Annotated in this window: 26 protein-coding genes, 1 pseudogene and 2 riboswitches; of the genes and pseudogenes, 4 read left to right on the forward strand and 23 right to left on the reverse strand. The window is 41.5% G+C overall.

The features are described 5' to 3' along the window. Positions 1-4: 4 nt before the first annotated feature. The 4 genes from ACYP5M_RS05905 to ACYP5M_RS05920 all read right to left on the reverse strand — a co-directional run bounded on the left by ACYP5M_RS05905 (position 5) and on the right by ACYP5M_RS05920 (position 3,456). Positions 5-1,420, reverse strand: a complete 1,416-nt coding sequence (locus ACYP5M_RS05905) for a sensor histidine kinase (protein ID WP_459734780.1) — start codon at positions 1,418-1,420, stop codon at positions 5-7. Then, a complete protein-coding gene (locus tag ACYP5M_RS05910) occupies positions 1,417-2,103 on the reverse strand; it encodes a response regulator transcription factor (protein WP_434167159.1) in 687 nt (228 codons plus the stop codon). Before ACYP5M_RS05910 ends, ACYP5M_RS05905 begins: the two co-directional genes overlap by 4 nt. Before the next feature lie 5 nt (positions 2,104-2,108). Beyond that, complete coding sequence (locus ACYP5M_RS05915; protein WP_434167160.1) at positions 2,109-3,071, reverse strand: WD40 repeat domain-containing protein; 963 nt, start codon at positions 3,069-3,071, stop codon at positions 2,109-2,111. 118 nt (positions 3,072-3,189) lie between these two features. Beyond that, entirely contained in the window at positions 3,190-3,456 is a 267-nt protein-coding gene (locus tag ACYP5M_RS05920) for a hypothetical protein (protein WP_434167161.1), read from the reverse strand. A 109-nt stretch (positions 3,457-3,565) separates the two neighbouring features. Between ACYP5M_RS05920 and ACYP5M_RS05925 the strand changes: the two genes are divergently transcribed. Beyond that, a complete protein-coding gene (locus ACYP5M_RS05925) occupies positions 3,566-3,808 on the forward strand; it encodes a DNA alkylation repair protein (RefSeq protein WP_101225235.1) in 243 nt (80 codons plus the stop codon). A gap of 57 nt (positions 3,809-3,865) precedes the next feature. On the opposite strand, the pseudogene ACYP5M_RS05930 reads toward ACYP5M_RS05925, so the two are convergent. The 7 genes and pseudogenes from ACYP5M_RS05930 to ACYP5M_RS05960 form a co-directional block, all read right to left on the reverse strand. Next, positions 3,866-4,012, reverse strand: a pseudogene (locus tag ACYP5M_RS05930) (DUF2188 domain-containing protein); the annotation flags it as partial. 65 nt (positions 4,013-4,077) lie between these two features. Further along, positions 4,078-5,004 carry a CobW family GTP-binding protein gene (locus ACYP5M_RS05935; protein WP_402937663.1) on the reverse strand — a complete coding sequence of 309 codons (927 nt, stop codon included), beginning with the start codon at positions 5,002-5,004 and terminating at the stop codon, positions 4,078-4,080. Between the two features lie 438 nt (positions 5,005-5,442). Next, positions 5,443-5,976: a cupin domain-containing protein gene (locus tag ACYP5M_RS05940; protein WP_402937665.1), complete on the reverse strand. Its 534-nt coding sequence runs from the start codon at positions 5,974-5,976 to the stop codon at positions 5,443-5,445. 24 nt (positions 5,977-6,000) lie between these two features. Further along, complete coding sequence (locus ACYP5M_RS05945) at positions 6,001-6,630, reverse strand: methylthioribulose 1-phosphate dehydratase (protein ID WP_434167164.1); 630 nt, start codon at positions 6,628-6,630, stop codon at positions 6,001-6,003. 3 nt (positions 6,631-6,633) lie between these two features. Continuing rightward, positions 6,634-7,287, reverse strand: coding sequence for a 2-hydroxy-3-keto-5-methylthiopentenyl-1-phosphate phosphatase (locus ACYP5M_RS05950; RefSeq protein ID WP_427572321.1), 654 nt, complete (start codon positions 7,285-7,287; stop codon positions 6,634-6,636). A 6-nt stretch (positions 7,288-7,293) separates the two neighbouring features. Continuing rightward, positions 7,294-8,526 (reverse strand): 2,3-diketo-5-methylthiopentyl-1-phosphate enolase, encoded by a 1,233-nt coding sequence (mtnW, locus tag ACYP5M_RS05955; RefSeq protein ID WP_101225240.1) that lies wholly within the window; start codon positions 8,524-8,526, stop codon positions 7,294-7,296. Positions 8,527-8,631: 105 nt separating this feature from the next. After that, positions 8,632-8,785: riboswitch (SAM riboswitch) on the reverse strand. Between the two features lie 131 nt (positions 8,786-8,916). Beyond that, positions 8,917-10,089: a pyridoxal phosphate-dependent aminotransferase gene (locus ACYP5M_RS05960; protein WP_452445246.1), complete on the reverse strand. Its 1,173-nt coding sequence runs from the start codon at positions 10,087-10,089 to the stop codon at positions 8,917-8,919. A 99-nt stretch (positions 10,090-10,188) separates the two neighbouring features. Between ACYP5M_RS05960 and ACYP5M_RS05965 the strand changes: the two genes are divergently transcribed. The 3 genes from ACYP5M_RS05965 (at position 10,189) to mtnA (ending at position 13,538) form a co-directional block, all read left to right on the forward strand. Continuing rightward, positions 10,189-10,971 (forward strand): carbon-nitrogen family hydrolase, encoded by a 783-nt coding sequence (locus ACYP5M_RS05965; RefSeq protein WP_434167167.1) that lies wholly within the window; start codon positions 10,189-10,191, stop codon positions 10,969-10,971. Between the two features lie 71 nt (positions 10,972-11,042). Beyond that, positions 11,043-11,196, forward strand: a riboswitch (SAM riboswitch). A gap of 78 nt (positions 11,197-11,274) precedes the next feature. Beyond that, positions 11,275-12,477, forward strand: coding sequence for an S-methyl-5-thioribose kinase (gene mtnK / locus ACYP5M_RS05970; RefSeq protein WP_452445247.1), 1,203 nt, complete (start codon positions 11,275-11,277; stop codon positions 12,475-12,477). Between the two features lie 14 nt (positions 12,478-12,491). Continuing rightward, the gene (gene mtnA / locus ACYP5M_RS05975) at positions 12,492-13,538 is read left to right on the forward strand and encodes an S-methyl-5-thioribose-1-phosphate isomerase (protein WP_452445248.1); all 1,047 of its coding nucleotides are present in this window, start codon (positions 12,492-12,494) and stop codon (positions 13,536-13,538) included. Positions 13,539-13,629: 91 nt separating this feature from the next. On the opposite strand, the gene ACYP5M_RS05980 is transcribed toward mtnA, so the two are convergent. The 12 genes from ACYP5M_RS05980 to ACYP5M_RS06035 form a co-directional block, all read right to left on the reverse strand. Continuing rightward, on the reverse strand, positions 13,630-14,520 hold the full coding sequence (locus ACYP5M_RS05980; RefSeq protein ID WP_452445249.1) for an LCP family protein: 891 nt from the start codon (positions 14,518-14,520) through the stop codon (positions 13,630-13,632). 113 nt (positions 14,521-14,633) lie between these two features. Then, a complete protein-coding gene (locus ACYP5M_RS05985; protein WP_452445250.1) occupies positions 14,634-16,094 on the reverse strand; it encodes a lmo1851 family serine protease in 1,461 nt (486 codons plus the stop codon). 277 nt (positions 16,095-16,371) lie between these two features. Further along, entirely contained in the window at positions 16,372-17,076 is a 705-nt protein-coding gene (gene deoD / locus ACYP5M_RS05990; protein ID WP_034307509.1) for a purine-nucleoside phosphorylase, read from the reverse strand. Positions 17,077-17,317: 241 nt separating this feature from the next. Continuing rightward, the gene (locus ACYP5M_RS05995) at positions 17,318-17,488 is read right to left on the reverse strand and encodes a YozD family protein (RefSeq protein WP_064505166.1); all 171 of its coding nucleotides are present in this window, start codon (positions 17,486-17,488) and stop codon (positions 17,318-17,320) included. A gap of 179 nt (positions 17,489-17,667) precedes the next feature. After that, the gene (locus ACYP5M_RS06000; RefSeq protein ID WP_137017690.1) at positions 17,668-18,375 is read right to left on the reverse strand and encodes a hypothetical protein; all 708 of its coding nucleotides are present in this window, start codon (positions 18,373-18,375) and stop codon (positions 17,668-17,670) included. A gap of 150 nt (positions 18,376-18,525) precedes the next feature. Further along, entirely contained in the window at positions 18,526-20,292 is a 1,767-nt protein-coding gene (locus ACYP5M_RS06005) for an ATP-binding protein (RefSeq protein WP_434167172.1), read from the reverse strand. A 15-nt stretch (positions 20,293-20,307) separates the two neighbouring features. Beyond that, on the reverse strand, positions 20,308-20,550 hold the full coding sequence (locus ACYP5M_RS06010) for a YozE family protein (RefSeq protein ID WP_101225334.1): 243 nt from the start codon (positions 20,548-20,550) through the stop codon (positions 20,308-20,310). A gap of 429 nt (positions 20,551-20,979) precedes the next feature. Beyond that, positions 20,980-21,255 (reverse strand): YokU family protein, encoded by a 276-nt coding sequence (locus ACYP5M_RS06015; RefSeq protein ID WP_434167173.1) that lies wholly within the window; start codon positions 21,253-21,255, stop codon positions 20,980-20,982. Between the two features lies 1 nt (position 21,256). Further along, positions 21,257-22,660 carry a lysine 2,3-aminomutase gene (gene kamA / locus ACYP5M_RS06020; protein WP_101225269.1) on the reverse strand — a complete coding sequence of 468 codons (1,404 nt, stop codon included), beginning with the start codon at positions 22,658-22,660 and terminating at the stop codon, positions 21,257-21,259. Between the two features lie 119 nt (positions 22,661-22,779). After that, positions 22,780-24,159: a sigma-54 interaction domain-containing protein gene (locus tag ACYP5M_RS06025; RefSeq protein WP_459734781.1), complete on the reverse strand. Its 1,380-nt coding sequence runs from the start codon at positions 24,157-24,159 to the stop codon at positions 22,780-22,782. A gap of 82 nt (positions 24,160-24,241) precedes the next feature. After that, positions 24,242-25,090: a putative beta-lysine N-acetyltransferase gene (gene ablB, locus ACYP5M_RS06030; protein ID WP_260357893.1), complete on the reverse strand. Its 849-nt coding sequence runs from the start codon at positions 25,088-25,090 to the stop codon at positions 24,242-24,244. A 78-nt stretch (positions 25,091-25,168) separates the two neighbouring features. Then, positions 25,169-26,440 (reverse strand): peptidase, encoded by a 1,272-nt coding sequence (locus tag ACYP5M_RS06035; protein WP_459734782.1) that lies wholly within the window; start codon positions 26,438-26,440, stop codon positions 25,169-25,171.

Genomic DNA, 26,440 nt, shown 5'->3' on the forward strand with positions numbered 1-26,440 from the left:
CTTTTTATGAATTCCATTCTTCTTTTATAATCGGTAGGATGACCTTGACTTTTGTTCCCCTTTTTTCCTTGCTTTCTATTTCGATTTTACCATTTTGTAATTCCACCAATTTTTTGACAATGGACAGTCCAAGCCCTGAACCGCCATCAAAACGGCTGCGTGCTTTGTTAACTCGGTAAAAACGATTCATGATATGAGGCAGATCCGCTTCCGGAATCCCGTTACCCGTGTCAGTTATCAGCAGTTCGCAATCATCTTTATGCTGAATTAGGGTAATATGAATCGCCCCTCCAGAATCCGTGTACTGAATGGCATTATCAAAAATGTTATGCAGGATCTGTTCCATCCTTCCTTCATCCCCAAAAATAATCGGGTCTGGATCCAGATCCAACTGCAAGTCCAATTTCTTTTCCTTTATTATCGGTTCATATTTCACAAGTACGTCTTCTATGAATTGAGCATAGGCAATTGGGATTTTATTTAACAAGAATGGATCACTATCCATTTTTGTTAAGTCCATCAGATCACCCACAAGCCGCTGCAGCCTAAGGGCCTCCCTTGAAATGAGATGAAGGTATTTCCGTTGTTCTTCATCATTTTTCACGACACCATCCAATATGGCCTGCGTGTATCCCTTTACGTAACTAAGCGGGGTTCTGAGCTCGTGTGCTACATTTTCAAGAAATTCTTTTTTTCTTTCTTCTTCCAAATGGATGGAATTGGCCATATCATTAAAGGCTATTGCCAGTTTACCTATTTCATCATGGCTCCTTACATGGACCTGTATGTCATAATTCCCCTCTGAAACGAGATGGGCTGCAGTCTCGATTTCCTTAATCGGACTGATTAGCCTTTTCAACCATTTTGTAGTAAAAAATATCGCGACTATCAAGAATAATAGGATCGCTGCCAACCATTTTGCAGCAAATTCCTTAAGTAAGACCGTAATGGAATCTACTGGAATATATGTATAGATGATACCTTCGAGGCGATCTTCGTCAATCAGGGGTATGATCGCAGCTACGATGTTCTTTTCAAACCTTTTCTCATATCCTTCTTTTTCAACGGCTTTCCCATCTAAAAGCATTTGCCGTTCTTCTTCAGAAATAAGAGTATCATAATTGATTTCAAAAGGCAGACAGGCACTCAATTCCCTGGGATTGTTGACGACAAAGACCTCGCTGTCATTCTTACTGTTAAACCATTCAACTTTTTCCTTGAAGTCATCACTGATTTCACCGCCGGTATAATCCGCCCCTAGCAATGACGCTTCATTGACTAAATCTGTTTTAAGCTTCTCCACATATAGATTTTTATAATAATATTGAGAAAGTGAGTATGCGAACAGAACGGAAAGGATGATGGCGGTGATGATGGTGAGCCATAATTTAAATGAGAGGGTTCGCCATTTATTGATCATTTCTTTTCCTCTATCTTATAACCGATTCCCCAGACGGTTTGAATGTAATCAGCCGCTCTTAATTTCATTCGTAACGTTTTGATATGGGTATCCACAGTACGTAAAGATCCTCCATACTCCCCGCTCCATACATTTTCAAGCAGTTGTTCGCGGCTGAGTGCCTGGCTTTTATGACGCATGAGAAATAACAGCAATTCGAATTCTTTCAAGGTTAAATTGATTGCCTTCCCTTCAACCAAAACCGTTCTGGATTGTAAGTTCAAGCTAATTTTACCGAATCGGACATGGTTTTGATTTTCTTCTTTCAATGATAATTTCCCTGTCCTTCGCAATACAGCTTCGACCCTTGCTACCAATTCTCCTGGATTGAACGGCTTGACGATATAATCGTCGCCGCCAAGCTTCAGCCCTTTCACCATATCCCATTCTTCACCTTTCGCACTGACAAATATCACAGGGATCTCCCAATTATCACGAATCTCTTCACAAACGGAGAAACCGTCCATACCTGGCATCATGATATCCAATAGGATTAAATCCACTTCCTCTGTTTCAACCATCCTTATAGCTTCTTTTCCATTCGCAGCTTGAAGGCATCGATAACCTGAGTTCAGCAAATACATTTCAACTAGATTTCGCATATCTTCTTCATCATCCACGACTAAAATGGTGTAAGCATGCATGTCATCTACTCCCTCAACATCAATTGGAACGGACCTTCGCCGACTTTTATCGTTTTTTTAACATCGACTGTTTCAGCATCCATTACATACACTTCATCACTATCATATCCCGCCACGACCACATCTTCATTGAAGTTCGCCATTTCAAAGGGGTTGACGCCGACCACTTTGCTTTTCACTTCCTGATATTGATCATTCAATTTATATAAGGAGCTTGTACCATGACTTAGGACAAATATGCCTTCAGCATTCTCCAGGAACTTTATCGGCATGGTGGGGGCCTTCAGTTTCTTCTTCAACTCTCCCGTTTTTGCCGAATAAATATATAGATCTTCTTCCACTTGGTCCCCATCACCATGTCCTCCGATCCATATTTCATCCTTTTCTTCCCTTAATAACGTGCCGGTGCTGGAACTATGTACGGGAAATTCGAAATCGACCTTTTTCGTTTCAAGATTTATCACTGAACATTTGGTATCACCAAAATTAATAACATACAAGCGATTTGCTTGCTCTCCTTGAAGAACGGTCAAGGGGCTTTTACCAACCTTGACAATATCCTGTACCTCCCCATCAGCATTTAAAAAATAAATGGAGTGATTCGCTTGATTGACCGCCACGATGCTTTTTCCATCACGTAACAATTGCATATTGACGATTCCTTTCCCAATTTCCCAACTGTTTATCAGTTTTCCTGCTGATAAAGAGTAAACTTGGACTTTCTTCATCTCTTTTCCATAAAGCAGGATAGTATCTTTGTCTGCCAGGAGCAGGGCTCCGGTAAATGGTTCTGAAATATCCCATTTTGCAAATGGATGATAGTTTTCATCTATAAAAGTCAGAGAAGTATCCTTGATATTGACAGTCGCCAGGAAAGATTCACTTTTATTGATTTTAGTAAATGCATTACCGCTAATACACCCAGTAAGCAGTACGATGGCAAGAAAAAGCCCAATGCCCCACTTCATATTTTAAGCTCCTTATTCATTAAATATCTATTTTTTTAAAATTTTAACAATGATTTGTGAAAAAAGTATGAAGCGGATAAGAATATTTGCTAACAAGCACCCGTATCACAATCTGGAATCATAATCTTTCCAATTCAGTAATATAGAGCATGACGATTGCATTTTTCATTTCTTCCGAAAGCGAAGATTCCATCACGCGTTTAATGGAGAGGTAAAATTTCTCCAATACTGGTTTTCGGGCACGGGGATGGGCATTTTCATCCAAAAGCTCACGGCGGATGAGTTCCGGCAAAACTTCCCTTCCACCTCCATCGGTCACCTTACGATTGTTCCATATGCTTAAATAAGCCACCAGTAATTCTTCTTGCCTGATATTTTCCTTCATAGTATCCCTTCCATCCATTACTAATTCATACATATTATTGATCAAGTTCGTAAAGACTATCTTAATAATACGATTACGCTTTTTAAAATTCAAAAAAGGAGTGAGTACAGTGTCTCAAGTATACCGCTGTCCGAATTGCCGGACAAATAAATCTCGCTTCAATCTCATTCAGCAAGTAGCAACCCCCGTTAAAAAGGATCCGCAATCCGGTGAGATTGTTGAACAATATTCGAACGATTCCCTTCAGCCGTTCCATCTAGCATATAATGGTCCTGAAGTTCGGGTGCAATGTGCTGCGTGCGGATTAATAGAAGACGAAAAGACATTTGCCGCCTTTGGAATGCAAGAATAAAAATGGTCAGACCCTCAAATGGGTCTGACCATTTTTTCAATCTTTTCCCACCGACATCTTAGCCCGGTCTATGGCAATTGGAATGGCTTTTCCATCCTCATATCCTTCATCCAATAATGCATTCGCGATCTCTATAGCCTTTTCCCTGACATCTTTATCTAGATTCTTCATCGAATTTGGGTAATCGTTCTTATTCCATGGCATTAATACCGCCTCCTTGATAAGAAAGTCTTCTTATATGTTTCCCTTCTTTTATGGGCGGTAAACGTTTATCGGACCGCTCTCGCTTCCAAAGCTTTCAACTGACCGATCAACATTTCCTCATCCAACTTTTCCCCGATGATGACGATATTCAATGGCATTTTCATCATTTCATTCATATACATCGGCATTCCGTATGAGTATTGAAATAAATGGGGGTATTGTGAATGTGTAAAAGAAATGTATCCTTTCATTCTATATACCGTTTCCGGCAGGGACCTAAGCCACTCTTCAAAGTCGGTTTGTGCCACCGCACCTTCAAAGGTATGAACGACTGCAGTTAAATGCAAATTGTCATGTACATCAAGCTTTTGATGGCTATTTTGCCGATTTCTTTGCATCCCTTGCAATGATTTCAAGGAAACATCTGCATACTCCGTCAATAAACATACAGCATCCGTATTCAGTGCCTGTATCGTATATATCAGCTGTGCGGCCTCCATCTCACTTACTAAATCCGCTTTATTCAATAGTATGAAATCGGCATGGTGGATTTGCTCGGCAAGCAGCTGTCGAAGCTGCGGAGACAGTTCCTCGCGATCGCGCCACCTTAATAAATCGACCACGGTGATAATCCCTTTATACTCCAGCCTTTTGGCGAAGATCGGGGACATGATGCCATCCAATACTTCAACTGGATGAGCAGCGCCCGTCGTTTCAATATAAACCGCATCCAAGTCATTTTCGGTTAGCAATTCATGAAGCTGAACTTCCAGTTTATCTTGAATTGTGCAGCAGATGCACCCGTCAAACAACTCCTTCAGAGGCACTCCATCACCAATGAGTCCGCTGTCAACCGATACACTGCCGAGCTCATTTAAAAGCACGGCCACTTTTCTGCCCGCGTCACTTTCCTGCTTTAATATATTTCGAAGAAGCGTCGTTTTCCCGCTGCCGAGAAAGCCGCCCAATATGTACACTTCGGTTGTTTTCATTCTTATCTGCTCCTATGATCCGGTTAAATTCGATTCCGTTAAATTTTATCATAATTACCTTACTAAAGCACTTGCCGGATTCACATAAAAAAACCAGCCCGTAAGCTGGTTTCAGACTAGGCAAATTCGAAGAAATGCGAGTTCGACTGCAGTTTTTTATTTAAAAACGTCCAGTCGATTTCAGAAATCCGCTCCCTTTCATCCGACTGTCTCCCGAGCCTCCTCGACGCAAGCGTCTGTGGGGTCTCGGCTAGCCAGTTATTCGGCAGGAGTGTCGCAAATTTCTTCAATCTTGCGAGATTTCTTTCCTATAAAATAGAAAAAACACAAAGGGATTAATCATGTTTTTTTATAAAATCAAGGTTAGGTGAGACCATTCCGACTTCCCTTTTTTCTACATAAAAAAACCAGCCCGTAAGCTGGTTTTTTAACATTGATTCATGCTTGAACTTCGTCTTTTTCGTAAATCGGCACCCATCCTGCCGCTGTAACGAAAATGCGGACAGCAACAGTTTTCCTATCTTCTGCAAGCGTGAAATAATGTCTTGTTGATTCTGGTACACTAATAAGATCACCTGGATTAAGGCGCACGTCAAACCACTGTTTATCTTTGCCTTCAATCGCAAAGATACTCGTACCGCCTGCTATGAAACGCACTTCATCATCTTCATGGTGATGTTCCTGCTTAAAGTTTTCAAGCATTTGATCCAAGTTCGGATTCGCATCGGATAATGTGATGATATCATGCGCTTTATAGCCTCTTCTTTCGGAGATTTCCGCTATCTCTGATTGGAATGCTACAAGGATTTCCTCCTTTTCAGCATCTGTTAGATCGTATTTTTCCACGAGATGGGCCGGTAATTTAGAAATGTCCCATTGCTCATAAATAACCCCTTGTGTTTCTAAAAATCCTTTTACCTGTTCACCGTTTTCAATAACCTCGTTTGTTTCCTGGAATCTTATCGTCGCCATCATTCATTCCTCCTTCATTAGTGTTTATCTTAAAGAAACTGCAAATGCCTTTTGTTGATTAAGCAACAGTTGATATTGAAATAAAAATTCGCAAGCTTCAAGTATTCTCTTTGCTTCGAGTCCGCTTTTACCCCAAACCGTAATACCATGATTGCGGATCAGCACGGCGCCAGAGTCTTCTTCGACATGTGGCTCGAACTTATCGGATAACAGCGGAATGTCAGCATGATTATATATGATTGGAATCCGAAGTTCCGAATCTTCATCCCACCGACCGGTCGCTTTAATGATTTCATGATTACGAAAAGAAACTTGGCCTTCATCCCCGTACAATTCGGATATCACATTATTTTCAACTGTATGGACATGGAGTACACAGTTCGCATTCGTTTTCCGGTAAATGACTGTATGAAGTAAAGTTTCGGCCGATGGTCTTAGGTTCGTTTCTTCAACTGGCTTTCCTTTTAAATCCACCAGTAAAAAGTCCGAATCCGATTGCTTCCTTTTATCCTTACCGCTTGCCGTAATATAAAAGAAAGGGTTTTTGGGCTCCCGAATGGACAAGTTCCCGCTAGTTCCCATAAACCAATCCCTTTCGGCCAGTTCAGCTTTAATATCTGCCAGCTCCTGCCATTCTTTAGAATGATTATTCACGCTTTACCCACCCATCTGCTGCTTAATAATATCAATTACATCAAAAAACGTTTCAAAACCTTGATGTGGAATCCCTTCGCTATCGCATTTTTCAAGCAGTATGTCACGGGCTATGACAAAATCCGCCTGTTTTGCAGCTTCAAAATCCGTTACTGAATCTCCAATAACGAATTTAAAATCTTCCGCACCCGCAATTTCCCTCATAATGGATGGCTTGCAGCAACCGCATCCATTATTACATTGATCATCACAGGAATGCGGCCACTCAATATAAATCTTTTCCTTATCAAAAAATGCACGGTTGCAATAAACGGACTCTGTTGGCAAGATATCATTCAAAAGCGGTGCAATGAAAAAATCCATGCCCCCGCTTACAATATATAAAGGGATGTTGGCTTGTTTCGTATACTCAACGAATTCATAAAACCCTGGACGAATGCCGGCCGTCTTTCTTACATATTGGATGATGTCATCCTTCAAGCCGCTATCAAGCAGGGAAAACATATCCCCTACTCCCGAAGATATACTGATTTTTTGCTGAAGGACACCGTCTTTCAACGCTTCCCATTCCGGAGGCGCAAATTTCTTCATGATGGAAATGATATTATCCGAGTTGGTGATCGTTCCGTCAAAATCACAAAAGATGATCGGTTTCATTATTTCTTATAGGCCTCCCCATAACACAAGAGCTTTTTTTAGTGTTTCATCCTCAGCAGCCGCTTCAGATAGTTCCTTTCCTGCAAGTACGGCTTCCACAGCGGATCGGAAAGCCTTTGCCCCGCCATCTGCTCCATCAGGATGCCCGTGAATTCCACCTCCGGCATTAATCACACTATCGATTCCAAAATCCTTGATTAGATCCGGAACCATGCCCGGATGAATGCCAGCAGAGGGAACAGGGAAGGCTTTTTTCCATGAAAGTTCATCTTTTGTCAGAGCTTCAGCAATCGCCAAGGTCTCCTTTTTTTCAAGTGCGACACTTCCATAAGGGGACGGGAACAAGGATAAATCCGCACCTGATAACCTTACTAATTTACCAAGCAATAATGGATAGCCGACCCCATAAAATGATGAAGCTGACAATGCCCCGCTATATGCGGGGTGCGCCATGATCGGCAGCTTGATACGATCATGTTCACTCAAGGCCTGCAATACATCCAAACCATATGTATGAACGTTGAACAACAAGGCATCTGCCCCTGCATCAGCCGCTTGCTCTGCCTTATCCAATAATTCAAATGTTTTCCCTGATAGATTGACTGCATATAAAGTTCGGTGGCCAGTGGTTTCATAGACATCATTCAATATTCTTTTTCCCGTTTTTATTCTATCGAAAAATGGAGTCAGTTCCTGGTCAAAGAGGATCTCATCATCTTTAACTAGGTCGACACCTCCTAATGCTTGTTGCCTCAGTTGCTCATTATGGAATGTTAGGTCTCTTCCTAATACACCTTTAAAGATGCTCATCACCAGGGGCCGGTTAAATACGCCAATCTTTTTCCTAATGCCTTCAATGCCAAATTGCGGCCCGGGAAAGGCTTTTTGAATATCACCGACAAAATCCAAGTCGATAAGTTTTATTTCCCCGTCCAATGAAAGTTTGCCGAAGACCGTCGTTAGGATTGCAGGTAAATCATTGGAGAAATTCCTTGCCGGATAGGCAATTTTAATAAGCGAACGGTATACTTTACGATTAAAGTAGCTGTTTGCCCTCTCTTCTTCGGAAAGTGGTGTCACCGATACGACGCGTCCCTTATGTTTTTCCAGTTGTTTCTGGACTAAATGGGGCAGGTCCGTCCATGTCCCGACAGTCAAACCTAAGGCAATGCTCTCTGCTTTTTTCTCATGATTTCCCTTAGAATCATGAATTAAATAAGTAGCGACTATCTCGCTCATTTGATCACTCCTATATCACGTTAGTAAACTCCCGATGTCATTAACCTGAAATGGTCTCAAAATGGCAAAAGCCCCTTCATAAAGAAGAGGCTTTAATAAGCCATCTTCTTATCTCCCAGCCATTGGCTGCAAGAATTAGCACCGTGCCTTGTGGATTTCAAGAAAAATCCGGCGAAGAATTCCGCCCCATTTTACAATGGAATTACGGTCGGTTGCTGGGCTTCATAGGGCTAGTCCCTCCACCTGCTCAAAATAAGAAAACGCTGATATATAAATTTGCATCCAAGTATCGAAAGATTAAGAATTTATTTTGTATTCTGACAGGTAATCCCTACTTTGTCAATAAGTTTTAACTATTTAAGGGTGAATTAATCGGATATATCATTGTGGTTAAAATAATTTTAATTTACTTATCCGTTCCACAGCCTCTTTCAGCCGTTCTTCCGAAGTCAGCAGCCCTACCCTGACATAACCTTCGCCAAATTCACCAAATCCATTCCCTGCGGCAACAGCAACGTGGGCATGCGTTAATAAATAGTCTGCAAAACTCTCGGACGTAAAACCTTTAGGTACCTTGAGCCAGGCAAAAAATGATGCCGCAGGAGCTTTGACATCCCAGCCGATTGCCCTTAATCCCTCAATGAAAACATTCCTTCGTCCCTCGTACATCTGCACTAACTGCTCTACACAGCTCTGCGAGTCAAGCAAAGCGCTTGCAGCAGCTTCTTGTATCGCCGGGAACAGACTCACATAAAGATGGTCTTGTAATAGTTCAAGAGCTTCTATGACACTCTTATTCCCCACTGCGAAGCCGACTCTCCACCCTGCCATATTGTATGTTTTCGATAGTGTGTATATTTCTATTCCTATTTCCTTCGCTCCCTCTGACTGGAGAAAGCTTATCGGTTTTTTTCCGTCGAATCCTATCGCCCCATAAGCGAAGTCGTGGACCACACAAATTGAATGCTCTTTTGCAGTAGAGACGGTCTCATCAAAGAAACTTTCAGTTGCAGAAGCACCTGTGGGATTGTTCGGATAGTTCAAGAACATCATTTTGGCTTTATCAAGCACTTCTTTATGTATGTCACTGTATTTTGGAAGAAAATCATTTTCTTCTGTCAAGGGCATGAATTCGGTCTTTGCCTGGGCTAAAACAACACCGGAAAGATAATCCGGATAGCCGGGATCCGGAACAAGGATCGTATCACCCGGATTCAATAAACACTGCGGCAGTTCGACAAGACCTGCCTTTCCCCCGAAGAGAATCGCCACTTCACTGTTCGGATCCAGCTTGACACCGAATTCACGTTCATAAAAGACGGCAGCAGCATCTTTTAAATATTGATGCCCCCGGAATGGCGAATATTTATGATTAATCGTTTTTTCAGCGGCAGACTGCAAGCTTTTCACGATATGGTCTGGTGTCGGCTGATCAGGGTTTCCCTGGCCTAAATTAATGACATCATGTCCTTGCTCCGTGATGGCATTGACTTTTGCGACTAGTGAGGCAAAAAACTGCTTGGGCAGGTCCTGAAGCTGTCTGGATTTTTCGAATTGCACCATTTATACACCTTCTCTGAAATTTCTTGAAATTCTAGACACAAATGATATATGTTTATCATAGTCTTGTAAAGCATTTTTTACATGTGGGGGTTTTAAACGATGAAGTGGAAAATAGCTTGTATTCAAATGGATATAGCATTCGGGCAACCGGATATCAATTTTCAGGTTGCGGAACAATGGTTGGAAAAAGCAGCACGGTCAGAACCCGATATCGTCATTTTACCAGAGCTTTGGACAACCGGATACGACTTAAGCAGGTTAAATGAGATTGCTGATCAAGAGGCGGAAAAAACGATTGAATTTCTTAAAACACAGGCAAGGAAACACGAGATTCACATCGTAGGCGGTTCCATTGCGAAAAAAACGGGCAAGGGAATCTATAACACCATGATCATCATCGATAAACAGGGAAATCTCATAAAAGAATATGATAAGCTTCACTTATTTCAGTTAATGGATGAACATCATTTCCTGAAGCCAGGAGAAAAGGATGGTTTATTTACTCTTGATGAAAAAATATGTGCTGGTTTCATTTGTTATGACATCCGTTTTCCTGAATGGCAGCGAGCCCATACCGCTAAAGGCGCCGAAGTTCTATTCGTTACGGCTGAATGGCCAAAGCCGAGACTCGATCACTGGAGAGCCTTATTGATTAGCCGTGCCATCGAGAACCAAGCCTATGTAGTAGCCGTTAATCGCTCAGGCTCTGATGTCAATAATATATTTGCCGGTCATTCCCTGATTATTGATCCTTGGGGAAATATCATAAGTGAAGCCGGAGAAGGAAACGAACTCCTGACAGGCACCTTGGACTTCAATAAAGTTACGGAAGCACGTAACAAAATACCTGTATTCGAAGATCGCCGTCCTGATTTTTATTAAATTACCCATTGACAAACTATTTAAAAAGTTGATATTATTTTCCCGAAGATTAAAATTTCAGAAAACATTTACTCTTATCAAGAGCAGGCTGAGGGATAAAGGCCCTATGAAGCCCAGCAACCGACTGTAATACCATTGTGAAATGGGGCGGATTCACCGCCGGATTATAAAATCCACAGAGCACGGTGCTAATTCCACCAGAATTCATATTCTGGAAGATAAGAGGTCCGAAGCCAAAACTTCTGCCTCTTTCTATATGAAAGAGGCTTTTTTATTCTTATTTTGAATCCGGAGGGGAAAAGAATGACTCAAAACCATTCAAATTTTAAGAGATTGACAAACGAAACAGCTATAACCCTTGCAAAAAAACTTGGGTTGGTCAATGCGGATGCAAGTTTAACATGTAAAGAAATCGGCGATGGAAACTTAAATTATGTTTTTCATATTACAGACACAGTCACAAATAAAGGAATTATCATTAAACAAGCGGTTCCTTATGCCAAGGTACTTGGCGAAGGCTGGCCGCTGACATTGAAAAGGGCTGCCATTGAAGCGAATGCGCTGATTCATTTCAGAAGTTATTGCCCAGAATTCGTACCGCAAGTCTATTATTCTGATGAAAAGCTTGCCATCACGGTCATGGAGGATTTATCCCATTTGAAAATCGTTAGAACAGGATTGATTGAAGGCGATTCATATCCATTGCTTTCACAGCATATTGGTGAATATGTTGCGAAAACGGCATTTTATACATCCGATTATCATTTAGAACCCTCTGCCAAAAAGGAAGTTGCCCGACATTTCACGAATCCCGAACTCTGCAAAATCACTGAGGTCTTCATTTTCACGGATCCATTTTTTGAGGAACTCCCGGGAGATTTCGAGGTGGAATTGACTGATGCCGCCAAAAATATATGGAATGATAAAGAAGTGATCCTTGAGGTCGCTAAGCTGAAACAAAGCTTTGAAACCGAGCAGGAAGCCTTGCTTCATGGAGATTTACATACTGGAAGTATATTTGCAAGTGAAACTGAAACAAAGGTTATCGATCCAGAATTCGCTTTTTATGGTCCAGTTGGTTTTGACCTTGGTCAATACACTGCCAACCTTCTCTTTCAGGCAGTCACACGTAATAGCGTTGGAAAGGAAGAGATTTTCACACACCTTAATGAATTTTGGAATGCCTTTGAAGAAACTTATTCCGAATTATGGGAAGGTCAAAATAAAAGCCCATTTCGTCATGTGAAAGGTTATCTGCCTTATTTACTGACAAAATTCAAAAAAGATGCATTCGGCTTTGCCGGCTGTGAACTGATTCGGCGAACCATCGGACTTTCCCACGTTGCCGATTTAAATGTCAATGAAGATAAAGAAACAAGGATCGCTGCCAAAACGGCTACATTGGAAATCGGTGTTTTTTTAATTAAAAAACGGGAAGAATTGGATGTTTCAGCTGTCATTGAAGCCTTGAAGCAACGTACACTGCCATCTTATTCAACCATTTAAAAGGAGACCTGCACATGACAACACATGCACCATTACCTTATTCGGTACAATGGGCTGATACCCATATTACATTATTAAATCAACAAGCCCTTCCTTCCATAACAGAATTCATTGAACTTCATTCTGTTGATGATGTGTATGACAGCATTTTGACATTAAAAGTTCGCGGTGCCCCAGCAATTGGACTGACGGCAGCATTTGGTGTTGCACTTGGTGCGAAACAGGAAACAACCGCTGAATTAGCCGAATTCAAGAAAAATGTATCAAGGCATATTGAAAAACTCGCATCATCACGGCCAACCGCTGTCAACCTTTTTTGGGCGTTAAGGAGGATGGAAAATACTCTGGAAGATGCGCAAAGCATTTCAACTGCCAAGGAAGCACTTATATCGGAGGCTAAAGCCATCTTTGCTGAAGATGAAGAAATGTGCAGGAAAATCGGGGAACATGGTTTATCCTTATTCACTAGAGGAGATTCCATTCTAACGCATTGCAACGCTGGGGGAATTGCCACGGCTCGGTATGGCACAGCCTTGGCTCCCTTCCACCTGGCAAAAGAAAAGGACTTTCCGCTAAAAGTGTATGCATGTGAAACCAGGCCTGTCCTGCAAGGGGCGCGTTTGACTGCTTGGGAATTGATGCAAGCGGGGGTTGATGTCACATTAATTTCTGATAATATGGCTGCCCATACGATTCATCAGAAAGGAATAAATGGAATCATCGTCGGTGCCGACAGAATTGCGGCTAATGGAGATACAGCCAATAAAATCGGGACATTGGGATTGGCGATATTAGCCAAGCACTTTGGTATCCCTTTTTACGTGGCCGCTCCATCAACCACATTCGACCTCACTCTCGAGTCCGGCACTTCCATCCCGATCGAAGAAAGGAATGAAGCGGAAATCACCTTCATTCAAGGTGTTAGGATCGCTCCTGAAAACGTGAAGACTTTCAATCCAGCCTTTGATGTTACACCGAATCATCTAATTACAAGCATCATTACCGAAAATGGCATCATAACCCCGGATTTCATTAAAAACATTCCGCTTTTTGTTAAATGATCCAGGTTGCTTTATTGATGATAAAAAACGAGAAGGGTTACTTATCCCTCTCGTTTTTGTGATTATTCTTGCGAGGTCCATAATACAATTTTTATTTTTTTGAAAAGAATTCTTGAAGTGCCTTCTTATTTTTAGTGTAGTCTATTTCCAAAACGGCTCCGGACTGGGGATATATTTCATCTTTAAAGCTTCCTTCCACTGGAACCCTTAAGGTTTCGACGGTGTCCGGTGTATGGAAGACGGCTTTTGGCCCCATTTCCATTATTGTTTTCAGTCCAATATCCGTATCCAAGTACGAGAGTCCTTGTTCGATTATACTAGGAAGGGCTGCCATCCCTTCGAAGGACGAGATTTGATTTATAAAGGCTGTTTTTAATTGAACCATTACTTCTTGTTGTCGCTCAACCCTTCCAAAATCACTTTCATCGTCATGTCTAAAACGGACATATTTCAATATTTCCTCGCCATGTAAAACATTTTTACCGACGCTTGCTTGAATGCTCATATCATCAATGATTTCCTGGTCCACATTCACCGCTACCCCCTCAGGTGCAAGTAAATCGACCATCTTCACGAATCCCTGAAAGTCAATTACCGCCACATGATCGACCTTGACACCGAAGTTTTCCTGTATGGTTTTTTTGAGAAGTTCCCTTCCACCATAATAATAAGCTGCATTTATTTTGTTATATCCTGTTTTATTCCCAGGGATTTTAACATAACTATCACGCATAATCGAAGCCAGTTTCAATTTTTCCTGCTCAGGAAAGTATTTTGCCAGAATAATCGCATCGGATCGAGATTTTCCCTCTCCCCTTGTATCGACACCAATTAACAGAAATGTTTTCACACTTTCCTGGTTCTCTTCTTTGGTTAGTTTTTTTTCCGTACCTGCATTTCCATTTTGTTTGGGTAAAGGGGCATAAGTGCAGCCTGCCAGAATCAAGATCAATAGATATATGAACAATACCTTTTCTTTCATTACCTCACCTCATCGGAAAATTACCCCTTATTCTCTTCCCAATATTGGAATATTATGCATTAAACGACAAAAAAGCCTGCCAACGATAATCGCTGACAGGCTTTTCGGGCAAATCACTTATTGATTTCTTTCTTTAATACTTCTACCGCCTTTTTCACTTGTGTGTCATTCTTAAGGATTTTCTCCTGGATGACCTGCATCAATTTCACGGTAGTATCATCTTTAATGGTGCCAGTTTCTTTAATTTTTTGTTCCCTTTGAAAAGCTGTGACAGCATTCGTTGTTGCTTCATCAAAGAATCCATCTATCTTACCCGGATCATGGCCTGCTTCCTTCAGCATCTCTTCAGCAGCTTTCACTTCACTCGAAGAATCGGATGCTTTCAATTCCTTGTCAGGCGAAATGTACGGAAGGCTGGCATAATCAGGAAGCTTCACTGTAATATCCGGCTTGATCCCTTTTTTATGAATCCAATTACCTTCAGGAGTCAACCATTTAGCTGCCGTATATTTGAAATTAGATCCATCTTTAAAGTCTTCGGCAGTCTGCACTGTCCCTTTCCCAAATGACTTGACCCCAATCAATGGGATGTCCGCAGATTCACTGACAGCCGCTGCAACGATTTCAGAAGCACTGGCACTTCCGTCATCAATCAACACGACTACCGGGATTTTCAGTTCTCCATCATTCTTCGATTTTTCGACTAGTTTTTCCCCGCTGCGATCCTCAACTTGAAGGACCACTTCCCCATTAGGTATGAACAGGCTTGCCATTTCTATTGCTTGATCAAGCAGTCCCCCCGGGTTTCCCCGCAAATCCAATACGAGACCCTTCATATCCTTCTTGGACATTTCTTCAAGCGCCGTTTTCAGCTCTTGGACTGTATGTTCGGAAAAACTGGTCACTTGAATCTTGGCAACTCCATCATCAAGCATTTCCGCATAAACCGTCTCAATCGGAATTGTGTCCCGTTTAATGGTGAGCTCAATCGGTGCCGACTCACCAGCTCTTGAGATGGATAGATCCACTTTCGTGCCCTTCTCGCCCCTGATTTTCAGGACAGCTTCAGAAGAGCTTAGCCCTTCAACGCTTTTACCGTCCACACTTAAAATGATATCATTCGGCTTTACCCCCGCTTTTTCTGCTGGGGACCCTTTTATCGGTGAGACGACCATGATTTTTCCATCCTGCTCCTGAATCTCGGCACCGATTCCTTCAAAAGATGAAGAGATGCTTTCATGGAAACTCGATGCTTCCTTTTTATCCATATAAGCAGAGTAGGGATCATCCAATGATTTGATCATTCCATTAATTGCGCCGTCAACCAGCTTTTCTTCATCAACCTCTTCATAATAGTTATCTTTTATCTTATCGTATGTAGTATACAGCTTTTCAAATTCCGCATGCTTATCCGGTGCTAATGACTCTACTTTTTCATCTCCAAAGGTCAAGGCTATTGTAGTAATCCCTGCAGTTAGAAATATGACTAAGAAAATCCCCATAATGAACGTAAACTTTTTTATTTTAATGAATTTCCCTGCCTCTTTTGGCTGTCCTTGATTTTCTTCTTCCACTGAAGCCTCACCACTTTCATTCTTCATGACGATATAAACGATTTCTATCTATTTTAACAGCTTTCATGACAATCGAAAAATAATTGTTATCAAAAATAACAACTTATGCCCATATGTATTTTTTTACGCCTTCGCAAACGTTAAACGCTCCATGGACTACAGGCATCTATTGACATTACAAAAATGGGGCTACCAAGGAATAACTGAGCCTGTATCCAACTGTCATTATACAGCTTCACTTATTCCTGGTCACCCGCCTGTCATTTACATCCAATTATCAGTCCTGGATAGCTGCTTCCAAAGCCACTTCAACCATTTCGTTAAAGGTTGACTGGCGCTCATCCGCCGACGTTTCCTCACCGGTTAAAATGTGATCGGAAATGGTTAATACAGATAATGCTTGGCGGCCAAATTTAGCAGCAAGCGTGTAAAGCGCTGCTGATTCCATTTCTATCGCAAGGATTTGGTATTTTGCCCATTTTTCCAATTCACTATTATCATTATAAAACTGATCGGCCGTAAAAACATTACCGACCTTCAATTGCAATCCCTTAGCTGTGCCGGCGTCATAAGCTTTTCTTAGTAATTCGAAATCCGCCGTTGGGGCAAAGTCCACCCCGCCGAAAGTCATGCGGTTCATTTGGGAATCGGTGGAAGCACTCATTGCAAGGATAACATCCCTGACTTTTACATCCTTCTGAATCGCTCCTGCAGTTCCCACACGAATCAGCTTCTGGACATTATAGCTATTCATCAATTCATTCACGTAAATCGAAATGGATGGGACACCCATGCCTGTACCTTGTACAGAAATTCGTTTCCCTTTATATGTCCCTGTATATCCAAACATGTTACGGACTTCATTATAAAGTTTAGCATCCTCTAAAAATGTTTCAGCAATATATTTTGCACGCAACGGGTCCCCAGGAAGTAAGACCGTTTCCGCAATTTCATTTTCTTTTGCACCAATATGTACGCTCATACGACTATGTCCTCCTTAACTTGTGGTTGAAATGATATTCAAAAACTACTATACCATATCAACCACAAGTTAGGAAAATCCAACCTTATCCTAGAACTTGAAAAAGATAAGGAAACTGGAAGTCATGAAAAGACTTTGGCACCCTTCCTTTGAACCGCAACAAAACGGCGGAGGTCCGCCGTCTTTTTTTTAAGGTTAATGAAATTAAGGGATAGGAAGCTGTTAACCGTCTTATGACAGGTTACTCATCGACTTCTTCATCAATTATGCACTTTTCAAGAAGATATTCGAATGTGATGTCAGCAAGATCTTCAACTTCAGCTTCTGTTGGAAGATAGCCCCGTCTTATCAATTCTTGAAAAAAGAATTCCGCTATCTCTTCTGTATCAATAAAAACCTCAATTTCTCGCAAATCATCGCCCCCTTATTTAAAGGTCTATGAATGTGTAGAGACAAATATACCAGTAAGGCATCCCATTATGGAAAATCATTTGAAGGGCCTATATTTATCATGATCCATCCGTGTTCAATTTGAATGGAAGCTTCTATAGGGAATTTGGAAATTGTTCCTTTAAAAATTCAGGATACCTTTCACTTCGTTTGCTTCTTTTTATGATCTGGATAAATTTCCTCTGCCGCCTTTTCAATTTTAGCAAGGGCGATCTTCATGATGTGGCGATATTCATCATCGCCAAAATGTTCGTAGAGCTTACAATAATCATTATATAAATCCAACAGTCCATCAATCATTTCCTTTTTTTCATTTTTTGTCATTGTCATTTCTCGCTCACCTTTACCAGGGTTGTTTTGTTTAGCAATGATAGCAAGCTCATTTTTCTTTTTAGGAAGTAGCAGACCCAACTTTTTAATGATTCCATCTGCACGTTTAGCATCGGCTATCAAAGTCAGTTCTTCCTCATGCGCTTCAAGCCATTCACCATCAGAGATTCTGGATAACTCATAGATTACATCCTCCCAGGCATTTTCCTTATAGCGCCAAATTTCCGTTCGATAGCCGATAATCTTGAAATAATCCTGTTCATACCCATCCACCTGGACCAAGTCACCTAATAAAAATTTATATTCAATATCTATTTGTTCTTTTTGATAAAGGATTTCACCTTCATATTCATTTATCGATTGCAATGTTTTTTCGATATAAAGACCTTCACTATAGTTCACTTCATACACATAAGCACCATCGAGAAATTTTACATCGGTTATATTCCCGACTGTCCCATACATTGTTATTACGACTGTATCGCCTAATTTAAATTTCGGCTGTTTTTTTTTGCCCATAAGAGACATCCCCCAATATGGTCCTTATCGTTTGATTAGTAAATTATATGCACAAACAAACATGGAGGTTAATGGAAAAGAGAGGGCATTTTGCTCATTTAGCTAAGGAACCGGCCCATTTATTAAATGGCACTAAAGCCAAAAACCGCCTCATTTAATGAGACGGTTCGCAGTGGGAATGATGAGCGTCACTTTCGTTCCTTCGTCGTGGACGCTTTCAATTTGGAATTTCCCTTTTAATTCCTCCATTATCTGAATGCACGTCGCCACACCTAATCCGTTTCCATCCGGTTTAGTGGTATAAAAGGGCATGCCGATATTTTTTAAATTTTCGGGACTGATGCCTTTCCCATCATCGCTGATCACTAATCTTACATAATGGGACTCGGAAGTATGATGCAATTCAATCTGCCCCCTAGCTTCGATGGCTTCACAAGAATTATTCAAGACATTCAAGAGAACCTGCCTTAACCGGTTCCTGTCTGAATAAACAACGACAGAGTGTGTCACTCCATTAATTAGTCTTACATGAGAACTCGGAATTGAAGGGATATAGGTATCTATTATTTCTTCAAGGAAATCCTTTAAATCGATTTTCTCCCATTCCAGCTGATGCGGTTTTGCCAAATCAAGAAGTTGTGTCACGAATACATTAACCCGGTCCACTTCATGAAGCATGACATCACTATATTTTTCTATTAATGTTTTATCATGATCCTGGCTCTTCAATAATTGGAAAAAGCCCTTTATCGTCGTTAGTGGGTTCCTGATTTCATGTGCGACACCGGCAGCAAGCTGGCCGACATATTTCAATTTTTCAGTTCGGACGATTTCCTTCTCACGATCTTCTATCGTTTCCATCATTCTTAGAAAGGCAAGGTTCAATTTTTCCATTTCCTCGAAGCTTCTTTTATCGGAAATGATGAATTCCTTTCCTCCAATGAAATCCTCTGTCGCTTCGACAAGTTCTTGAACTGGCCGTACAAGGGTCTTTGTTAGTAAATAGACAGCCAGAATGATAGAAACAAAAACGATGCTGTAGATTGTCAGATACCGTGTTAAAAGGTCATTCAAAGGCTGAAACACTTGTTTCTTATCTGCACCCACAACAACAAACCATTTATTCTCCGTTTTTGCAATCGTTTGGACAGGCTGGATGGAATATATTTTTTCCCCGTTCTCTGCGCTGTACAATTCATCCGATAACGAAGCTTCCATCAGCTTACCTTTCGTTAATCCCATTTCTTTCAAGGCAGAAGCATGCATGACTCCATGCGGGTCTTTTTTCGAAATCATGATGCCTTCTTGATTGATCATGAAAAAGTTCACGGGGTATTTATCGCTAATTTCGTTAGCCTTTTTCTCCATCAGCTCCCAAAGTCCTTCCAATCGGAAAGCTGGAGATACGACACCGATCATTTTCCCTGCATTATCATATACCGGAGCACTCAGAGCTATTATCGGTTCTGGGTATGCCCGGGTTTTATAAATGTCAGAAAGGAATTCATGACCTTCTATGGCCTCTTTGAACCATATCCTCTGCGCGAGGTTGTCCCCGATCATTTTATTGGATGTATCTGCAATGACATTGCCTTCCATATCCAAATGCAAGACACCGTAATAATTTCCTTTTGCATCGATAAACCTTTTTAGTTCCTCTGACTTCTCTTCTTTTGAATGGCCAGGATTGTTGATTACCGAATTTGCGCTCATTAACTTCACATCACTGATCCGTTCGTTCAAATAGCTATATGTTTCATTTACAATATTCAGTGAACCCGCATTCAGGGCATTTTTTGCTTCCTTCTCAAGCAGGGACCGTTGTGATCCATAGGATATGATCCCCAATATCAGAAGAGGAACACTTGCAATAAGTAATGAATAAAGCAAAATTCGGGTTTGAAGGCTTTTAAGCATCCTTCCGATCCTCCCCTATTCCTGATCTCCTAATAAGAGCCCTTCTTCTATTTGGACATACTGTTCCCAAGCTTGATCGAATAGTGACATACTATCGAGATAGTCTGCATTCAATTCTAAATAACTGCTCAGTTCATTATAATCAGTCGATTGTTTTGGGAAGCCATGATCCTCATAGGCATGATTGGCAAATTTAGTGATTGCATCAATTTCCTTTGGTTGTCGAAATTTCATTAAATATAAATAAAATGGTCTCATGATGTTGAGCCCCCCTAAAATAACTATGATTTCTGCTTTAATATATCGGAAACTTCCGCTTCCGTCCACTTTTTTAAATAGAATTTGGTCTATTCTTCACCACTTTATAGAAATCCACGATTTTTCAACAAAAAATGCATTCATTTTCTTACGGAATTACAATTAAATATCGCACTCCCTTCCATATTAATCCCCATCCTTTTAAGATGGAAAATCTTTTTTTATACTTTTTTCATGAAGAAAGGAACGAAGTGCTTAATTCTGGCTTAACCCAATCTTTCAATCAAATGCACTTCAAAAACCTTATTATTTTCATTATCTGAAAAGGAAAATCCCCTTCATCTAAGATGGAAATAGTGGTTTGCACTAATTCTGTCCAAATGAGGGGATTTATACATTCATATATGGAAACGTACATGCATCCAGCCGCTAAAAGTCAAAGTAATTACGTTTCAATAGCCTCTTCATGTTCATTAGCTCACTGTACGTCGTTTGTTTTTCAAGCTGTTTAGTATCAATTAAAAATAGTTGATTTTCAATTTCCTTCACTATTTCATCACTTTGAAAAAATGCATCGCAACTCCCACAATGAGATGAAGGGGTCTCCGTAATTTCAACTGCCCTCGTACCATCCGGCAGTTCCCAATACACAGTTCCATTCACTGATGCAAGCTTCCCTTTCTCACACCATGGACACGTCTCCATGCTATTCATCTCCCTTAGGCGTGCTCTTTTTTTGCTGTGCCTGAAATTTCTTTTCTTTTAACAAATCCCGCTTTTCACGTTGGTTTTTCAATGAAGCATGCTCTGGGTTGGTCACGTAATTTTCCCGTCGATTCATTCGCTTCAGTCCCTCAGGCACTAAATTGAATTGCTTGTCGGTCATTAAACCAGATACACCTATATCTGATTGTTTTTCTTCCATATCAGGATATACCCCTTTGAAGTACTCATCTGCAAGTCCTGGTGTATATTGCTCAGGTTCGGGATATGTGGTTATCACACCTTCAAAATTGCGCAGCACCGTTTTGGTTGGAGATTGTGAAAGGATATAGTTCGGCTGAAGCGTGATTTTCCCTCCCCCTCCAGGAGCATCGACGACGAAGGTAGGAACAGCATACCCGGATGTATGGCCTCGGAGCCCCTCGATGATTTCAATGCCTTTTGAAATGGGAGCCCTGAAGTGACCGATGCCTTCCGACAGATCGCACTGATAAATATAGTAAGGGCGGACACGAATCTTAACAAGGTCATGCATCAGCTTTTTCATGATTGCGACACTGTCATTGATCCCCGCTAAAATAACTGCCTGGTTGCCCACAGGTACACCTGCATCAGCAAGCATCTCACATGCCTTCTTTGACTCCTCGGTAATTTCTATCGAGGTATTGAAATGAGTATTCAGCCAAACCGGATGATATTTTTTTAAAATGGCACATAAATTTTCAGTGATTCTTTGAGGAAAAACAACAGGAGCGCGCGTACCTATCCTGATTATCTCAACATGAGGAATTTCCCTTAAGTTTTTGAGGATATATTCAAGGATCGTATCATTGATCAATAATCCGTCCCCGCCTGAAATAAGGACATCCCGAACTGCCGGTGTGTCACGTATATAACCGATTGCAGCGTCCAATTGTTTTTTGGGCACGCCCATGCCAATTTGTCCTGAAAAGCGTCTCCTCGTACAATAACGGCAGTACATGGAGCATTGATTCGTCACCAAAAAAAGAACGCGGTCCGGATATCTATGGGTCAGTCCCGGCACTGGGGAGTCCTCATCCTCATGAAGGGGGTCTTCCATGTCATATTTGGTTTTATGCATTTCTTCCGAGATTGGGACCGATTGCATTCTGATTGGACACCTTGGGTCATCTTTATTCATTAACGAAGCATAGTATGGGGTGATATTCAATGGAATGGTTTTTGTGGAAATCCTCACACCTTCCTCTTCATCCGGAGTCAGGTTTATCACTTTCTTCAAATCATCAACAGTCCGGATCGTATTCGTAAGCTGCCACAGCCAGTTGTTCCATTGTTCTTCGGTTACATCTTTCCATAGCTCTATATCTTTCCAATTGCGATCTGGCTTATATAAGTCAAATAACATGGTTATACCTCCTGAGTTATGATAGTAGTATTAAATGCAAGAAGGGTGCCAAAATGACCCAATAATTCGAAGGCCCATAAAAAAAACCGGATTGCAGGCTGCATCCGGATTTTTTCCATTCAAATATGCTTTTTAATTTTATATTGCAAGGTCTGCCTTGGAATTTGCAATAGCTTCGATGCCTGAAAAACGTTACCGTTCGTTTGAAGAAGGGCCTCGGTAATCAACTTTGTTTCCATTTCAAGCATGGCCTCACGAAGCGGAAGTATTTTTTCAGACGGGGTGCGCTTTTTTAAAGACTGGGGCAAATCTGCAAGGTTCAAAACATCATTCTCCGTATGGTTCATCATGAATTCTACGGTATGTTTAAGCTCCCTTACATTTCCAGGCCAATGATATTCCCGAAAAAAAACCTTTGTCTGCTCATCCATGCCTTTTATGGTTAATTCTAATTTACTGTTAAATATTGATATGAAATGTTCAGTAAGAAGCTCTATATCATCAATCCGCTCCCTTAGCGGAGGCAGCTCGTAGCTCAATACGTTCAATCGGTAAAATAAATCGGGCCTTAACCTGTTATCCGATACTGCCTTTTTCGGATCTATATTCATCGCTGCCATGATCCTCACATCCACCTGTACACTCTTTGTACCTCCTATCCTTCTTATGAACCCATCTTCGAGCACACGCAGAAGCTTTGCCTGCAAGTCAATCGGCATCGATTGCAATTCATCCAAAAACAAGGTTCCGCCATTGGCCAATTCAAACAGTCCCTGGCGTTCCACAGCACCAGTGTAGCTTCCTTTAGCCGTACCGAATAGAAGCGATTCCAATAAATTTTCTGGTAAGGCCGCACAATTTTGCGCGATGAATGGTTCTTTACTGCGGCTCGAACCCTGGTGTATGCTTTGAACAAAAAGCTCTTTTCCTACACCGCTTTCCCCATAAACCAACACCGATGAGGAGGAGCGGGCAGCCTTTTTCCCTTGTGAGATCAGACCTTTAAATCCACCATCAATAGTCAGGATTTCAGTGAAAGAATATAATCCATCGGTCCCGGGAGTTTTCCTTTCAGGACTTTTGATCGTCTTGAGCGAGCTTTCCAGGTCTGCTAGCCTTTCAGATAATTGCTTCAAGCTTGAATAATCCTTGGCAATCTCGATAGCACCTATCATAAACCCTTCTACATATATGGGGAGCGTCGTGTTTAACGTCTCAATGATTCGCCCATGTGCATTTACATACGATTGGCTATAGTTGTAGATTGGTTTTTCAGATTTAATGACTCTCAGCAATGTCGATGATTTGTGATTCAAAGAAGGGAAGGCTTCAAGCAAAGGTTTCCCAAGCACCTCACTTCTTTTCATCCCATCATGATTGGCCGCCACTTCGTTATAAAAGATGGTCTGTCCTTTTGGATCTATCACATGAATGCCTTCATCAATGGTTTCTAATATTGCTTCCAATACTTCACTTGTATTAATAAATTCACTTGGCAAGATATCCCTCCTCAAGACCTTCTTGCTAGATGTATATGAGGAAATGCCAAAAACTTGTCATGTACCGCCTAAAATTGAGCATTCAAGTGAAATTTTTCACCCAAAGGTTCATGTCTTCCAGTTTATCGAAGATGTAACAGTTATTGGCCAAACGTCCGCGGTACGAGTATCCATGCTGATGCAATGCAGCATTCATGCCGAATGAGAGCGACCTGGCAATCGAATAAATACAATAAATTTCATGAGAGATAAGATATTCTTCAAGCGCGGAAATCAAGTGTTTCATCAAGCCGTACTGCCGGTGTTCCGGCAATGTCGCACAATCGGTGATTTCTGCGTTATGGTAAAAGGAATCAATTTCTGCTGAAGCAGCACTGACAATCCTGTCTTCATGGACATAAATATAAAAAACCGTTCCCTTTTCCATGCACTTTTTCACATATACCGGATCATTCATCGGTGTGGGATACACTTCAAAAACCTCCCCATACAATTGGGCCAGTTGAGGTGCATCGGTAACTTCCGCTTTACGGCCTTGATAGGCTGACGGCGGATTATCTAAACCGGATTTTATCGGCAGCCTCTGAACATCGGTAAGGATTTGATCTTCCTTTACCCATTCTGCACTGTTGCGCCTTGCATTCCGGTTATATTTAACAAGGAAGAAACAATCGCTTCCCAAAAAGAATTTGTCGATGCTTCCTTCATATAGGAAGCCCTGAGCAAGCAATGCCAAAACGTTTTCCTTGCGTGACTTGAAGATGATTTTTTCTGCTGAAATGTCTTTAGCCACCCTTAAAGATTCCTCCACGCATTCTTGAAAATGACCTAAATAATCATCAATCCTGATTCGCTTATTAAAATGGTCAATCGTAATATGTATGGTGCACCTTGGCTTTTGAATCCTTTTTTCAGTGATTCCAGCCTCCATTTGTCCCGCTCCCTTCAAAACTTCGAAATTGTTGCGAAAGGCCTGACCCTTCCTGGAATCAGACCTCCAGAAAAATGATTATTCCTGGTCCACCCCACACCATTCAATCATGGTCAATGCAATGATTTCCGCAACCTCCATCATTTTATCCACCACTATATATTCGTTCGAATCATGGGCCATCTTCGTTTCCCCTGGTCCAAACACAACTACGGGGGTAGAGCCAACCGATGAAAGATACCCTCCGTCCGTCGCCCAAGGGGACGCTTCGACAAGCGGTTCCTCCCCTACCACTTTTTCATAATAAGTGCCAATTGTCTTCATGAGCGGATGTTCTATTTCGAGATTGCCAGGCAGCCATCTGGCCCCAAACCATTCTAATTCAATCGGTTTTTCTTTAAACCATGCATCACTCTCATTTAAAGCATCTATTCGCTCCATCAGCGATTTTTGTGCTTCTTCCATGGTTTCTGTCGGGGCGATGCCGAATCTACCTTCCAGAACGGCTGTATCCGGCACGGAGGAAGGCCAATTCCCGCTTTGAATGCTACCTATGTTGATTGGAATGGGGATAGGGACATTTTTATAGAGTGAATGACGAAGTGACTCATTCCGTTCTTTTTCGAGCATCTTGATTTCTTTCATTACACTAACCGCTTTATCTATTGCACTGACTCCTTCATACCTAGTGCCCCCATGTGCAGACTTGCCTTTTATTTTCAGTCGAAACCACATCGAACCTTGCTGTAAAGGGAATAGTTTCATATTTGTAGGCTCCGGAATGATTGCACCATCAGCTTTGTACCCCCGTATGACTGCCGCAAGTGTGCCGGCACCACCGCTTTCCTCTTCAATCACACTCTGGAATATCACATCGCCCTTCAATTTGATTCCGGATTCGACGATCGCTTCAATGGCCAGCAATAAAGATACATTTCCGCCTTTCATGTCCGTCGTTCCCCGCCCGAAGACTTTCCCGTCCATTAACTTGCCGCTATAGGGTTCATCGTGCCATGCTGCAAGATCTCCTTCAGGAACTACATCAATATGTCCGTTTAATATAAGGGATTTCCCCTGGCCCGTTCCTCTTTTAATAGCCACAAGATTCGGATTTCCTTTAAAGTCCCGGCGGTCGCAATAAAAATGGGGATGTTTTCTTAATTGTTCATCCCCGATTTCCCAAAGATCTATTTCTAGACCAAGTTGTCTGCACTTCTCGACCACTATGGCTTGTGCACTTCCTTCTTGTCCCCTTTTGCTCGGTTCCTGAACCAGTTTTTGCAAAAGCTGAACCCCATTCATCCGATGTTCATTCAACCATGTTTTTATTTTTTCCTCATACATATCCAT

Source organism: Peribacillus sp. N1 (assembly GCF_054600815.1).

Coding starts and splice junctions, on each gene's coding strand:
- ACYP5M_RS05905 (WP_459734780.1), bottom strand. CDS start 1,420: ATGATCAATAAATGGCGAACCCTCTCATTTAAATTATGGCTCACCATC.
- ACYP5M_RS05910 (WP_434167159.1), bottom strand. CDS start 2,103: ATGCATGCTTACACCATTTTAGTCGTGGATGATGAAGAAGATATGCGA.
- ACYP5M_RS05915 (WP_434167160.1), bottom strand. CDS start 3,071: ATGAAGTGGGGCATTGGGCTTTTTCTTGCCATCGTACTGCTTACTGGG.
- ACYP5M_RS05920 (WP_434167161.1), bottom strand. CDS start 3,456: ATGAAGGAAAATATCAGGCAAGAAGAATTACTGGTGGCTTATTTAAGC.
- ACYP5M_RS05935 (WP_402937663.1), bottom strand. CDS start 5,004: ATGAAAACAACCGAAGTGTACATATTGGGCGGCTTTCTCGGCAGCGGG.
- ACYP5M_RS05940 (WP_402937665.1), bottom strand. CDS start 5,976: ATGGCGACGATAAGATTCCAGGAAACAAACGAGGTTATTGAAAACGGT.
- ACYP5M_RS05950 (WP_427572321.1), bottom strand. CDS start 7,287: ATGAAACCGATCATCTTTTGTGATTTTGACGGAACGATCACCAACTCG.
- mtnW (WP_101225240.1), bottom strand. CDS start 8,526: ATGAGCGAGATAGTCGCTACTTATTTAATTCATGATTCTAAGGGAAAT.
- ACYP5M_RS05960 (WP_452445246.1), bottom strand. CDS start 10,089: ATGGTGCAATTCGAAAAATCCAGACAGCTTCAGGACCTGCCCAAGCAG.
- ACYP5M_RS05965 (WP_434167167.1), top strand. CDS start 10,189: ATGAAGTGGAAAATAGCTTGTATTCAAATGGATATAGCATTCGGGCAA.
- mtnK (WP_452445247.1), top strand. CDS start 11,275: ATGACTCAAAACCATTCAAATTTTAAGAGATTGACAAACGAAACAGCT.
- mtnA (WP_452445248.1), top strand. CDS start 12,492: ATGACAACACATGCACCATTACCTTATTCGGTACAATGGGCTGATACC.
- ACYP5M_RS05980 (WP_452445249.1), bottom strand. CDS start 14,520: ATGAAAGAAAAGGTATTGTTCATATATCTATTGATCTTGATTCTGGCA.
- deoD (WP_034307509.1), bottom strand. CDS start 17,076: ATGAGCGTACATATTGGTGCAAAAGAAAATGAAATTGCGGAAACGGTC.
- ACYP5M_RS06000 (WP_137017690.1), bottom strand. CDS start 18,375: ATGGGCAAAAAAAAACAGCCGAAATTTAAATTAGGCGATACAGTCGTA.
- ACYP5M_RS06005 (WP_434167172.1), bottom strand. CDS start 20,292: ATGCTTAAAAGCCTTCAAACCCGAATTTTGCTTTATTCATTACTTATT.
- ACYP5M_RS06010 (WP_101225334.1), bottom strand. CDS start 20,550: ATGAGACCATTTTATTTATATTTAATGAAATTTCGACAACCAAAGGAA.
- ACYP5M_RS06015 (WP_434167173.1), bottom strand. CDS start 21,255: ATGGAGACGTGTCCATGGTGTGAGAAAGGGAAGCTTGCATCAGTGAAT.
- kamA (WP_101225269.1), bottom strand. CDS start 22,660: ATGTTATTTGACTTATATAAGCCAGATCGCAATTGGAAAGATATAGAG.
- ablB (WP_260357893.1), bottom strand. CDS start 25,090: ATGGAGGCTGGAATCACTGAAAAAAGGATTCAAAAGCCAAGGTGCACC.
- ACYP5M_RS06035 (WP_459734782.1), bottom strand. CDS start 26,440: ATGGATATGTATGAGGAAAAAATAAAAACATGGTTGAATGAACATCGG.